The sequence below is a fragment of the Streptomyces sp. NPDC001663 genome, from assembly GCF_042893105.1.
Lineage (GTDB): Bacteria > Actinomycetota > Actinomycetes > Streptomycetales > Streptomycetaceae > Streptomyces.
Map to the genome: position 1 here is coordinate 504,937 of NZ_JBIAUR010000004.1, position 12,390 is coordinate 517,326.

A 12,390-nucleotide genomic window follows, 5' to 3' on the forward strand; every position below is an offset into this window, starting at 1 on the left:
CCCGTTCAGCGCGTCGGCCGTTTCTCCACGATGCGCGGCTGCCGGTTGGTCTTCTCTTCCTCGCGGACGACTACCTTCTTGATCTCCACGGGGTACCCCGCCCTCCTCGAACTCCCCTGATTCGTAAGGTTGTTCAAGTTAGGCGGGGTGCCTATGGGACACAAGGGGTGCCCTGGGCCGGTGGCCGACCTTGGCTCAAAGCCGCGGGTCCACCGGCTCCGACTCCAGGGCCAGCACCCCGAACACGGCCTCGTGCACCCGCCACAGCGGCTCGCCCTCCGCCAGCCGGTCCAGAGCCTCCAGACCCAGGGCGTACTCGCGGATCGCCAGCGACCGCTTGTGGTTGAGGAACCGGCCGCGCAGGCGGGTCAGGTTGTCGGGGCGCGTGTACTCGGGACCGTAGATGATCCGCAGGTACTCGCGGCCCCGGCACTTGATGCCGGGCTGCACCAGCCGGCCCTCCGTGCTGCGCACGAGCGCGCCGATCGGCTTGACGACCATGCCCTCGCCGCCACGACCGGTCATCTCCAGCCACCAGTCGACGCCCGCCTGCACCGACTCCGGGTCACCGGTGTCGACGTAGAGCCGCCGGGTGGTCTGCAGCAGACCGCTGCCGTCGTGCTCCACCAGCCGGTCGAGCAGGGCGAGCTGCTCGTCGTGCGGCAGTGCGGCCAGGCTGCGGCCCTGGACGGCGAGGATCTGGAAGGGGGCGAGTCGTACGCCGTCCAGTCCGTCCGTCGTCCAGCAGTAGCGGCGGTACGCCTCCGTGAACGCGGCCGCGTTCGAGGCCCGTTCGCGCTGGCGCGCCAGTAGGTCGGCCACCTCGACGCCCCGCGCCGCGGCACCCTCGAGCGCGGCGAGCGCGCCCGGGAACACCGCGCCCGACGCGGCGCCGACGGCCGCGTACTGCGACCGCAGCAGCCCGGAGGCCTTCAGCGACCACGGCATCAGCTCGGCGTCCAACAGCAGCCAGTCCGTGTCGAGTTCGGCCCAGAGACCGGCCTCGGTGACGGCTGTGCGGACACGTCCGAGGATCTCCTCGGTCACCGACTCGTCGTCGAAGAACGGCCGTCCGGTACGGGTGTAGAGCGAGCCCGTCGGGCCATCCACGCCGAACCGCTTGCGCGCCGTCTCCGCGTCCCGGCACACCAGCGCCACCGCCCGCGAGCCCATGTGCTTCTCCTCGCACACAACCCGCGCGACACCGTCCGCCGCGTACTGCGCGAAGGCCTCGGCCGGGTGCTCGAGGTAGCCCTCGACATGCGACGTGGCGGTCGGCGCCATGGTCGGCGGCAGGTACGGCAGCAGGCGCGGGTCGACCGCGAACCGGCTCATGACCTCCAGGGCCGCGGCCGCGTTCTCCTCGCGGACGGACACCCGGCCGGAGTGCCGGGTCTCGACGATCCGGCGGCCGTGCACGTCGTTGAGGTCGAGCGGCCGGCCGTCGTGCCCGCCGGGCGCCTCGGTCCGCAGCGGCTTCGTCGGCTCGTACCAGACCTGCTCGGCCGGTACGTCGACCAGCTCCCGCTCCGGCCAGCGCAGCGCGGTGAGCTTGCCGCCGAAGACGGCGCCGGTGTCCAGGCAGATCGTGTTGTTCAACCAGGTCGCTTCCGGAACCGGGGTGTGACCGTAGACAACCGCCGCGCGACCCCGGTAGTCCTCCGCCCACGGGTAGCGCACCGGCAGCCCGAACTCGTCGGTCTCGCCAGTGGTGTCGCCGTACAGCGCGTGCGAGCGGACCCGGCCGGAGGTACGGCCGTGGTACTTCTCCGGCAGACCCGCGTGGCAGACCACCAGCCGGCCGCCGTCGAGGACGTAGTGGCTGACGAGCCCGTCGATGAACTCCCGCACCTGCGCGCGGAATTCGTCGCTCTCGCCCTCCATCTGCTCGATGGTCTCGGCGAGTCCGTGGGTGTGCTGGACCTTGCGGCCCTTGAGATAACGGCCGTACTTGTTCTCGTGGTTGCCGGGCACGCACAGGGCGTTGCCCGAGCCGACCATCGACATGACCCGGCGCAGCACACCCGGGCTGTCCGGGCCGCGGTCGACGAGGTCGCCGACGAAGACGGCCGTACGGCCCTCCGGGTGCACACCGTCGGTGTAGCCCAACTTGCCCAGCAGCGACTCCAGTTCGGAAGCGCAGCCGTGGATGTCGCCGATGATGTCGAAGGGGCCGGTGAGGTGGGTCAGGTCGTTGAACCGCTTCTCGGTGACGACGGTGGCGTTCTCGACGTCCTCCACCCCGCGCAGCACGTGCACCTTGCGGAAGCCCTCGCGCTCCAAGTGCCGTACGGAACGGCGGAGTTCGCGGATGTGGCGCTGGATGACCCGGCGCGGCATGTCGGCCCGGTCGGTGCGCGCCGCGTTGCGCTCTGCGCACACCTCCTCCGGGACGTCCAGCACGATGGCGATGGGCAGCACGTCGTACTGCTTGGCCAGGTCGATCAGCTGCCGCCGGGAGTCCTGCTGCACGCTGGTCGCGTCGACGACGGTGCGGCGGCCGGCGGCCAGGCGCTTGCCCGCGATGTAGTGCAGGACGTCGAAGGCGTCCTTGGTCGCGCTCTGGTCGTTCTCGTCGTCGGAGACCAGGCCGCGACAGAAGTCGGAGGAGATCACCTCGGTCGGCTTGAAGTGCCGGCGGGCGAAGGTCGACTTGCCGGAGCCGGAGGCGCCGACGAGGACGACGAGGGAGAGGTCGGTGACGGGGAGGACCCGTCCCTGCTTCTGCGTCTCGGTCATGCTGCCTTCGCCTCCTTCTCGTTCACGGTCTTCTGTACGGCTGTGCCCATTTCAAAAACGGCCATCTGCGTCGGCGGTCCGACCTCGGGGTCGTCGAGCCCGACGGGCACGAACTCCACGCCGTAGCCGTGCCGTTCGGCCACCGCCTGCGCCCACGTCCGGAACTCCTCCCGCGTCCACTCGAAGCGGTGGTCGCCGTGCCGGACATGGCCGGCCGGGAGGGACTCCCAGCGGACGTTGTACTCGACGTTCGGGGTGGTCACCAGGACCGTGCGCGGGCGGGCGGAGCCGAACACCGCGTACTCCAGGGCGGGCAGCCGAGGCAGGTCGAGGTGCTCGATGACCTCGCTGAGCACGGCGGCGTCGTACCCCTTGAGGCGCTTGTCGGTGTACGCGAGCGAGCCCTGGAAGAGCTTGACGCGCGAGGCCTGCCGCTCGCCCATGCGGTCCAGCTTGAGCCGCCGGGAGGCGATGGTCAGCGCGCGCATCGACACGTCGACGCCGACGATCTCGGTGAACCTCGGGTCCTTGAGCAGCGCCTGCACCAACTGACCCTGTCCGCAGCCGAGGTCGAGCACGCGCGCCGCACCGGACGCGTGCAGCGCCTCGATGATCGCGTCCCGTCGCTGCACGGCGAGCGGGGTCGGCTTCTCCTCCGTCTCGGTCTCCGCCTCGACGGCGTTGTCGATGTCCTCGACCTCGCTGTCGTCGGCCTCCGCGAGCCGGACCAGCTCCAGCCTCTCCATCGCCTCGCGGGTCAGCGACCAGCGGCGCGAGAGGTAACGGCTGGTGATCAGCTTCTGCTCGGGGTGCTCGGGCAGCCAGCCCTCACCGGCCCGCAGCAGCTTGTCGACCTCGTCGGAGGCGACCCAGTAGTGCTTGGCGTCGTCGAGGACCGGCAGCAGGACGTAGAGGTGTCGCAGCGCCTCGGCGAGGGTGCGGTCCTCGGCCTCCAGGACGAGACGCACATAGCGCGAGTCGCCCCACTCCGGGAACTCGGTGTCCAGTGCGACGGGCTCCACGGTCACCGTCCAGCCGAGCGGCTCGAAGAGACGCCGTACGAGGTCCGGGCCGCCTCTGGCGGGCAGCGCGGGCACCTCGATGGTGAGCGGCCTCTGCTCGGCGGGAAGTTCCGGCCGAGCATTGCACACGCCCTTCATCGCGCTGGAGAACACGCTGCTCAGCGCCACGGCGAGCAGCGAGGAGGCCGCGTACGGGCGGTCGTTGACGTACTGCGCGAGCGCCGCGTCGGGCGCCCCGCCGCGCCCCTTGCCCCTGCCCTTCCTGACCAGCGCCACGGCATCGACCTCCAGCAGCAGCGCCGCAGTGCAGCGCTGGGCGTCGGCCTCGGGGTAGAGGACGTGCGCCTTGCCGTAGGACGTGGAGAACGCCTGCGCCTTCTCGGGGTGCTTGTGCAGCAGGAAGCCGAGGTCGGTGGCGGGGCGTTCGGGGGTGCCGGTGGTGGTGATGGTCAGGAACATGCGGAGACTCTCCGACAGGTGGACGGTTTTGGGTGCCATGCGCACGAAAGCCCCCAGGAAGGGTGATCCTGGGGGCTCGGCAGGACGACGGTCTCACCTTCGCATACGGGGGCCGACCGGCGCCTTTGTTTATTGGTACGGGCTTTACGGCTGTCCGTTCCTACGACAGCTGCGACTGCACCCGGGACGAGATCAGCTCCAGGTGGTCGAGGTCGGAGAGGTCGAGGACCTGGAGGTAGAGCCGCTGCGAGCCGATGGCGGCGTAGCGGCCGATCTTGTCGACGACCTCGGCCGGGGTGCCCGCCAGGCCGTTCGCCTTCAGTTCGTCGACCTCGCGGCCGATCGCGGCGGCGCGGCGGGCGACCTCCTGGTCGTCCTTGCCGACGCAGACGACCAGGGCGTTGGAGTAGGCGAGGTCCTCGGGCCTGCGGCCGGCCTGCTGGGCGGCGGCGCGGACCCGGCCGAACTGGCGCTCGCTGTCCTCGATCGAGGCGAACGGCATGTTGAACTCGTCCGCGTAACGCGCGGCCAGGCGCGGGGTGCGGCTCGCGCCGTGGCCGCCGATCAGGACCGGGATCCGGTCCTGGGCGGGCTTGGGCAGCGCGGGCGAGTCCGTGAGGTCGTAGTGGGTGCCGTGGAAGTCGAAGGTGTCACCGGCCTTCGTCTCCCACAGGCCCGTGACGATCGCGAGCTGCTCCTCCAGGCGTGCGAACTTCTCCTTCGGGAACGGGATGCCGTACGCCTTGTGCTCCTCCTCGAACCAGCCCGCGCCCAGGCCCAGTTCGACGCGGCCGCCGGACATCTGGTCGACCTGTGCGACCTGGATGGCGAGCACGCCGGGCAGGCGGAAGGTGCCGGCGGTCATGAGGGTGCCGAGGCGGATGCGCTTCGTCTCACGGGCCAGGCCGGCCAGGGTGATCCAGGCGTCGGTGGGGCCGGGGAGGCCGTCCACGGAGCCCATGCGCAGATAGTGGTCGGAGCGGAAGAAGGCGTCGAAGCCGAGGTCTTCGGTGGCCTTCGCCACGGTGAGCAAGGTGTCGTAGGAGGCGCCCTGTTGGGGCTCGGTGAAGATGCGAAGATCCATGCCTCCATCCTGCACGCTCCGGTGACTGTCAACCCCACCGGTCCCGCCGGACACTGCCGTCCCCGGGCGGGTGAAATCCGTCAACGAGGGCCATGCGGTGCGCCCGCGCCAGTGACCGGGCCTGGTGGTGATCGTTGCTCGTGCGGAGCCGGACCGCCCGGCGCCCGCTCCGGCGTGTCGTCGCCGGGACCGTCACCCGCATCGGCCTCCCCGAGGGGCCCGGGGCCGAGGAGGCCGTCATGTCCGAAGAGTCCGTTCCGCAGCAGGGCGGGGGCGCCGGCCAGCCGAAGGGGTTGCTGCAGCAGATGGAGGAGCTGATGGCGGCGCTGAACGCGGACCTGTCGGCACTGGACGCGGACCTGCAGTCGGCGGGACGGGGCGTCGAGGAGGGCGGCGAGACCAGCTGAGCCCCGGGCCCGGCGGCCCGACCGGGAGCCCTAGCCCGCCTCCCTCTCCGGCTCCGGTAACGCCTCTTCCCGGTCCGCGAGTCTGCGCAGCATCTCCCGGACCCGGTCCCTGGACTCGTCCGCCGCGTCGATGGCCTCCATGCACTGCCAGTAGGTGCCCTCGTCGTCCACGGCGCAGGCGAGGCCGACCAGGGCGATGCCCACCTCGCCCAGCAGGCCGCCGAGGCCGAGGAGGGCCTGGCGGGCGTCGCCCAGGTCGGTGAGCTGGGCCGCGCGCAGGTCCTCGGTGGCGAGGCGCGGTGTGTCCAGGACGCCGCAGCCGCGACCCGCCAGCTCCGTCAACCCCAGTGCCTCGCCCCGGAGTTCGGGTGGTCCGGAGACCGCGAGGCGGCTGCCTATCGCCTGTGCCAGGGCCTGCGCCTGCCACACCTCCGTCATGGTTTCCGGCGCGTCGCCGCTTCCCGCCAGGGCCCGTCTGCTCGTCACGATGAGCCGCACCGCGTCCATGCGCTGTCCCCGTCTGTCAGCCCGAACTCCGTTGTTCACTACCCAGAGTGAGGGCGTGCGGGACGAAAAGCCAGAGGAAGGCGGAAATCTGTGGACAATGAATCGGTTTCAGGCCTGATTTTGACTCCGGAGAGTGAAAGCGGATCGATTCGCTCCTACGGCCGCGGGAACCTCCGCTCGTTGCGGTCGATCTTCGCGTCCAGCGCCGCGAGCGGATCGATGCCCAACACCTCGCACAGCTGCAACAGATAGGCGAGCACGTCCGCGACCTCGTCGGTGACCCGGTGGGCGGTGTCGGGGTCGTCCATGACCCGTGCCGACTCCTCCGGCGTCAACCACTGGAAGATCTCGACCAGTTCGGAGGCCTCCACGCTGAGCGCGGCGACGAGGTTCTTGGGTGTGTGGTACGGCTGCCAGTCGCGGGCGGCGGCGAAGTCGGCCAGCCTGCGCTGCAGTTTCGCCACGTCGAGGGGCTCGTGCGGGGGTTGGTGCAGGGAATCGGTCACGGCTCCAGGTGTACCACCGTGACCCCGTCGGCCCCGGCGGCCCACGACGCGTCGCTCACCGCGGCGACGAGGCGGATGTGCCCGCGGCCGGCCATCCGCACGGCCAGCCGCAGCAGTTCCCGGCGCTGCCGCGGGTCCAGTGAGCGGTCGAAGCCGTCGGCGAGGACGGTGAGCGACTGCATCGCCGCGGGCACCTCCCCGGCGGTGTCCACCTCCAGTACGCCGGGGCCGGTCAGCAGGACCAGGGCGAGGGCGACATACCTCAACTCACCTTCCCCCAGGCGCCCCAAGGACGTCCGGAAACCGTCGCCGCGGTCGAGCAGCGCGTGCACGGTTCCGTCGCCCAGCGGCTCGGCGAGCAGGTCGGCCACGGCCCCGGTGCATCCGCCGCGTACGGCGTCGACGAGCTGCGCATGGCGACGTACGCACTCGGCGCGGGTGCGCCACAGGACGTCGGCAAGGTTGTCGCAGCCCCCGAGGAGGCGGCCGGAGCCCGTCGGCACGGGGGCCCGCATCCGGTCGGGGCGCGGATCACAGGCGAAGACGGAGCGCAGGGCGACCACCATCTGTTCGGCGGCGGCCAGCACCCGGCGCTGTCCGTCGGTCTTGCCGGCCACGCGCAGCGGCAGCATCGCGGTGCCGAGCCGGTCGTCGGGCAGCGGGGCCCGGGTGACGGACGCCGAACCGGCGGTGTGCCAGGCGGCCTGCACGGTGCGGCGGGCGGGATCGCGCAGGGCGGTCTCCAGCAGGACAAGGCCGCCGGCCGTCAACCGCTCGCCCACGATGCGCAGTTCGGGCTCGGCCTGTACGGCGACGTCGAGCCGGACCGGTCCCTCGGGCCCGTCGGCCGTGCAGCCGATGCGGAAGCCGCGCCGGCGCTGGGCGTCGGGGCGGGCCCGGTCGGGCACGCAGGCCGCCGGGTCGGGGAACGCCTCGCCGACCTCCGCCCCGCCGCCGAGCCGGGCCAGCGCCTCGTACGCCCGCAGCGCACCGGTCTTGCCGACCCCGCTGGGCCCGGCGAACAGCGTGACCGCGCCCAGCCCGAACCCGGCCCCGCGATGCCCGGCGAAGGCGGACAGCCGCAGCTCGGTGACACAGGGCCGCTCCGGGAGTCCGCCGTCCGCACACGAGCGGCGCGTACCGGAAGACGGGTTGGTGTCCGGCTTCGGCGACACGGACGACGGCTTCAGCGACACAGATGACACGGCCATGCCCGGACCGTAGGGCTCCGCCGGAGCGACGAACCGTTCCGGCGTGCGGAGCTTCCTACGATCGGGGGACCGCGTCAGGTCGAGGAGACGCCGGCGCTCTCCATGAGGCCGGTGACCTCGGTGCCGGACGGGGTCAGCAGGAAGACGTTGCGGTCGACGCGGTGCATGCCGCTCGCCAGGCCGAAGACCACTCCGGTGCTGAAGTCCAGGACGCGCTTGGCGACTTCGGTCTCCGCGCCGGTGAGGTCGAGGAGGACGGGGACACCGGCCATCAGGGTCTCGGCGACCTCGCGGGCGTCGGCGAAGACGCTGATCCGCAGGACGACGAAGCGGCGGCGGGCCTCCGTCACCGCCTCCGGGAGCGCACGGTGGCCCACCGCGGACGGCCAGGCGTCGCGTCCGCGCAGCGGCACGACCTGGGCGAGCCCCTCCCACTGTTCATCGGTGACGTCGTGGCTGTTCACCGGCTCCCCCCGAACTGACTCGCACTCATTGCCTGCACCAGCCAATTCTTACGCCATGTCACCCGTTCGGCCCAACAGCGACACGGTCCGCGACCGTCACAACCGTATCGGCGGCGACAGATGCGGTCGACGCACGGGTCGGGAATGACCGGTTCCTGCCCGATCGGGGCTTCTTACCCGCCTCACACCGGACTCTTCACCTCCGGCCACGCCCCGCTCACCGGCCGCGACTAGCGTCCTGTGATGTGCACTTGGCAGAAACTCAGCTGCTGGCACCCGGCCGGCGGACGCAGTCGGCGGTGTCCGCCGCCCCGGAACCCCCCGCACAGTGGCACCGCGTCCTGACGCTGCTCGCCGACGTCAGCCTCTTCATCGGTACGCGGGCCATCTGGACCCAGGCAGCCAGTCACCGGCCGGCCGTCGCCGCCGTGATCTCGGTCTGCTACGCCTCGATCCTGGTGTGCGGGGTGCTGGCGCTCGTGGTGCGCCGGGCCCGGTCGCTGGCGCGGCTCGACGTGGTCGTGCTGGTGACCGCCGTGGTCCTCGCCCTGTGCGCGTGGGCCATGAACCACGGCGGCTCGGACGAGGCGGTGCTCACCACCCAGGCCGCCAAGGAGCTGGTCGCGGGCCATCCCGTCTACGGGCACCCGTGGCCCTGGCTCTTCACCAAGGGGATCGCCCTCACCACGACGTTCAACGGCGGCTACGACTTCACGTACGGCTATCCCCCGCTCGCCCCGCTGCTCACGGCACCCCTGCTCTGGCTCGGTCACGGTGGCGCCCCGGCGACGGCCGTGAGCACGGGTGCCCTGATCGTCGGCACCGTCGTGCTGTGGCGGATGCTGCCCGTGCAGTGGCGGTCGGCGGCGACCATGGCGTGCCTCGGCTTCGGGTTTCTGCCGACCTACGGCCGCGAGGGCTACCCGGCGATCACCGCGCTGGCGCTGCTGATCCCGGTGGTGGTCCGCTGGCCGCGCATCGGTTACGGCGGGCGGCTCGGGGCGGCCGGTGTGGCACGTGCGGTGTGCCTGGGTGCCGCGTGTGCGGCGCAGCAACTGCCCTGGTTTCTGGCGCCGTTCCTGCTGGCCGGGATCTACGCGGTGCGCCGCGGGGAACTGGGCGGACGGGCCGCGGCGCTGGTGGTGCTGCGGATCGTCGGCATCGCCGCCACCGTGTGGCTGCTGATCAACACGTACTTCATCGTGAGCGAGCCGGGCACCTGGATCAGCGGCATCGCGCTGCCGTTGATCCAGGGAGCGACGCTGCACGGGCAGGGCCTGGTGGGCGTCTCCCTGTACTTCACCGACGGCAGCGACCGGCTCGACTGGTACGCGCACGCCAGCCTGCTGCTGGCCGCGGCCCTGCTCGCGCTGCTGGTGCTGTTCATGCGCCGGCTGGGACCGGCCGCGACCGTCCTGCCCTGGTGCGCCTTCTTCCTGGCGACCCGGTCCCAGGACGGCTACTACCTGATGATGACCCCGCTGTGGCTGGCGGCCGCGGTCACCGCGCCCCCGTCCGAGTTCGCGCGGGCCTGGCAGCCGCGCCCGCGCCTGCTGACCGGCCGGCACCGGCGTCCGGCGCTGGTGGCGACGGCCGCGCTGCTGCTCGCCCCGGCGCTGGTGAGCGCCGTCCTGGCGGTCAGCGGGAAGCCGCCGCTGCGGATGGAGGTCGCCTCGGTGCGCCGAGCCTCGGCGAGCGTCGTCTCCCGGCTGACCCTGCAGGTCACCAACACCGAGGACAGCGCCCTCGAACCGCACTTCATGCTCACCGTCGGCCAGGGCCTGAAGCAGTACTGGACGATCCTGCGCGGACCGTCCACCCTGCCCGCGCACAAAACGGCGCGCTACGAACTCCGGCCGCCGACCGGGAGGTTCGCCCTGCCGGGGCCGCACGCCCGGCTCCGGCTCCGGGTCTTCACGCCGACCCCGCAGACGCTGTCCAGCATGGACCTCCACCTGGTGGCGGGCACCACCGACGCGCAGGCCCGCCAGCGAGGTTGACGGGACGTCAGGCCGCCGTACGCACGAAGCGGAGCGTCGCGGCGACGGTCGTCAGGCCGCGGATCATGCCCATCTGGTTCCAGCCGAGGCCGAACTCGCTGCGGTCCACGGTGAACTCCGCGTCCAGGGTGAGGGCGTCCGCGTCCGCGCCGACCAGGCGGGCGGTGAGGGACTGCGGGCGGCTGATGCCGCGGACGGTGAGCTGACCGGACACCTCGACGGAGTCGCCGGCGCCGGCCTTGGCGCTGCGCACGGCGAAGGTGATCTCGGGGTGGTTCTCGACGTCGAAGAAGTCGGCCGAGCGCAGGTGCTCGTCGCGCTTCTTGTTCTTGGTGTCGAGGGTGCCGGCATCCAGGGTGATCGTGCCGGTGGCCGAGCCGTCGGCGCTCACCTCGCCGTGGCCGCCGACGGCGGTGAAGGTGCCCTTCACGGTGACAAGGCCCCACATCGTCTTGTGGCGCAGGGCAACGGTGGAGGCGGCGGCGTCGAGCTGCCACACCCCGGTTTCGACGGCGACGGTCATGATCTTCTCCAGTGAGCGGGGGTTCGGTGAGGGGACCCGAGAAACGGGGTGCTTCAAATTTGGATGACTGGCACGCTAGCTCGTTATCCAAATCTGGACAACCCCCCTCGTCCAAAATTGGACAACGAGTAGACTCGAATCCATGGCCGACCCCGAGGAGCACCGCACCGACCTGCCCGAATGTCCATCCGCGCAGGGTGGCGGTCTGCTGCCCAAGGAGCTGCGGGCCTGGATGGTGATGCTGGCGGCCATGGGGGCGGTGGAGCAGGAGCTGCGGTCCGTCGTGAAGGAGCGGCTGGACGTCTCGCACGACGAGTTCCTGATCCTGTGCCTGCTGGCCGAGCAGCCCAGGGCGGGCCTGCGCATGACACGGATCGCGGAGCTCCTCGGCCGCCCGAAGACCCGGCTCACGTACCAGATCGCCTGTCTCCAGCACGCCGGGCTGGTCACCCGCAAGTCGGTCTGCGGTGACAAGCGGGGCATCGAGGTCGCCCTCACCGAGAAGGCCCGCCGCCTTCTGCAGGAGGCCTCCGGCGCCCTCGCGGCGACGGTCACCGGGGCCCTGACCCACGTCATGGGCCCGGACCAGCACGAGGCGATGTGCGGTCTACTGCCGGAGCTCGCCAAGGAGGCCGGGGAGCCCGAAGCGCCGTAGGACGGGGCCGCGGCGGTGACGACCGGCGCCGCGTGCGGGCACCCGGCTGCCGGTCGTCGTCATGTGGCTACTGCGCCTTGCCGGAGCGGTTGCGTACGACGGCGAACACCGCGGCCGCAAGGCCCAGCACGCCCACCACCAGACCTGCGACGCCGAGCCCGCGGGCCGTGGAGTCGCTGCCGTCCGAGGCGGCGGTCGACGTGGAGCTCTTGGCGGTCGTCGCGGAGGAGGCGGCCGGGGTGCCGTCCTCGCCCGAGGCGCCCTTGGCGGTCAGCTTGAGGACCGGTGCCGGGTTCTCCGGCTCCTCGTCTCCCTGCGCGGCCGCCTCGATCCAGCGGACGGTCTTGCCGTCGGAATACGTCTGCAGCGCCTTGAAGGTCAACTGATCGGTGTCTTCCGGCAGTTGGCCGAAAGCCACGTTGAAGTCCGCGTACTGGCCCGCGGAGATCCTGCCGCCGGTCCAGGTGATCTCGGAGACGGCGTCGGTGATGGTGCCGTCGTCGGTCCTCACCGGCTTCTTGAGCTTGGTGTTGGTGACCTTGGCGGTCCAGCCGTCCTGCGGCGAGACGAGAACACCGAGGACGGGGTGGTCGGTCGGCAGGAACACCTGGACCTTGGTGGTGCTCGCCGTGTCCTCCTCGTTGGGGACGCGGAAGGTGATGACGCCGTCCGTCGCGCCCTTGGCGTAGCGCTCGGGGTGGACGGTGACATGCGCGGAGGCGATGCCCGCGGCGGTCAGGACTCCGGCGGCGGCCAGACCGGTGACGACGCCGGCGCGGCGCAGGGCGGTGCGTGCTGTGGACATGGGTGGGC

At 71.5% G+C, this 12,390-nt stretch carries 12 protein-coding genes; 3 read left to right on the plus strand and 9 right to left on the minus strand.

The features are described 5' to 3' along the window. Nucleotides 1-195 precede the first annotated feature (195 nt). The 3 genes from ACFY1L_RS16095 to ACFY1L_RS16105 all read right to left on the minus strand — a co-directional run bounded on the left by ACFY1L_RS16095 (nt 196) and on the right by ACFY1L_RS16105 (nt 5,304). The gene (locus tag ACFY1L_RS16095; protein ID WP_388823717.1) at nt 196-2,739 is read right to left on the minus strand and encodes a polynucleotide kinase-phosphatase; all 2,544 of its coding nucleotides are present in this window, start codon (nt 2,737-2,739) and stop codon (nt 196-198) included. Continuing rightward, entirely contained in the window at nt 2,736-4,220 is a 1,485-nt protein-coding gene (locus tag ACFY1L_RS16100) for a 3' terminal RNA ribose 2'-O-methyltransferase Hen1 (RefSeq protein WP_388823719.1), read from the minus strand. The genes ACFY1L_RS16095 and ACFY1L_RS16100 overlap by 4 nt, the downstream gene beginning before the upstream one ends. A 160-nt stretch (nt 4,221-4,380) precedes the next feature. Further along, entirely contained in the window at nt 4,381-5,304 is a 924-nt protein-coding gene (locus ACFY1L_RS16105; RefSeq protein WP_388823721.1) for an LLM class F420-dependent oxidoreductase, read from the minus strand. 239 nt (nt 5,305-5,543) lie between these two features. Here ACFY1L_RS16105 and ACFY1L_RS16110 point away from each other — a divergent pair, with 239 nt between their 5' ends. Beyond that, the gene (locus tag ACFY1L_RS16110) at nt 5,544-5,711 is read left to right on the plus strand and encodes a hypothetical protein (RefSeq protein WP_388823723.1); all 168 of its coding nucleotides are present in this window, start codon (nt 5,544-5,546) and stop codon (nt 5,709-5,711) included. A 30-nt stretch (nt 5,712-5,741) separates the two neighbouring features. Here ACFY1L_RS16110 and ACFY1L_RS16115 read toward each other — a convergent pair whose 3' ends face one another. The 4 genes from ACFY1L_RS16115 to ACFY1L_RS16130 all read right to left on the minus strand — a co-directional run bounded on the left by ACFY1L_RS16115 (nt 5,742) and on the right by ACFY1L_RS16130 (nt 8,399). Then, complete coding sequence (locus ACFY1L_RS16115; protein WP_388823725.1) at nt 5,742-6,218, minus strand: DUF6099 family protein; 477 nt, start codon at nt 6,216-6,218, stop codon at nt 5,742-5,744. Between the two features lie 155 nt (nt 6,219-6,373). Next, nucleotides 6,374-6,724 carry a nucleotide pyrophosphohydrolase gene (locus tag ACFY1L_RS16120; protein WP_388823727.1) on the minus strand — a complete coding sequence of 117 codons (351 nt, stop codon included), beginning with the start codon at nt 6,722-6,724 and terminating at the stop codon, nt 6,374-6,376. Then, nucleotides 6,721-7,935 carry an ATP-binding protein gene (locus tag ACFY1L_RS16125; RefSeq protein ID WP_388823729.1) on the minus strand — a complete coding sequence of 405 codons (1,215 nt, stop codon included), beginning with the start codon at nt 7,933-7,935 and terminating at the stop codon, nt 6,721-6,723. The genes ACFY1L_RS16120 and ACFY1L_RS16125 overlap by 4 nt, the downstream gene beginning before the upstream one ends. 74 nt (nt 7,936-8,009) lie before the next feature. Continuing rightward, nucleotides 8,010-8,399 carry a cell division protein SepF gene (locus ACFY1L_RS16130; protein WP_388823731.1) on the minus strand — a complete coding sequence of 130 codons (390 nt, stop codon included), beginning with the start codon at nt 8,397-8,399 and terminating at the stop codon, nt 8,010-8,012. A 245-nt stretch (nt 8,400-8,644) separates the two neighbouring features. On the opposite strand from ACFY1L_RS16130, the gene ACFY1L_RS16135 reads away from it, so the two are divergent. Beyond that, nucleotides 8,645-10,399, plus strand: a complete 1,755-nt coding sequence (locus ACFY1L_RS16135) for a hypothetical protein (protein WP_388823733.1) — start codon at nt 8,645-8,647, stop codon at nt 10,397-10,399. A gap of 7 nt (nt 10,400-10,406) precedes the next feature. On the opposite strand, the gene ACFY1L_RS16140 is transcribed toward ACFY1L_RS16135, so the two are convergent. Beyond that, a complete protein-coding gene (locus ACFY1L_RS16140; protein WP_388823735.1) occupies nt 10,407-10,922 on the minus strand; it encodes a YceI family protein in 516 nt (171 codons plus the stop codon). Between the two features lie 142 nt (nt 10,923-11,064). Here ACFY1L_RS16140 and ACFY1L_RS16145 point away from each other — a divergent pair, with 142 nt between their 5' ends. Continuing rightward, nucleotides 11,065-11,577: a MarR family winged helix-turn-helix transcriptional regulator gene (locus tag ACFY1L_RS16145; protein WP_388823737.1), complete on the plus strand. Its 513-nt coding sequence runs from the start codon at nt 11,065-11,067 to the stop codon at nt 11,575-11,577. Nucleotides 11,578-11,644: 67 nt separating this feature from the next. Here the strand turns inward: ACFY1L_RS16145 and ACFY1L_RS16150 are convergent, their stop codons facing one another. Continuing rightward, nucleotides 11,645-12,382 carry a YcnI family protein gene (locus ACFY1L_RS16150; protein WP_388823739.1) on the minus strand — a complete coding sequence of 246 codons (738 nt, stop codon included), beginning with the start codon at nt 12,380-12,382 and terminating at the stop codon, nt 11,645-11,647. Nucleotides 12,383-12,390: the final 8 nt, after the last annotated feature.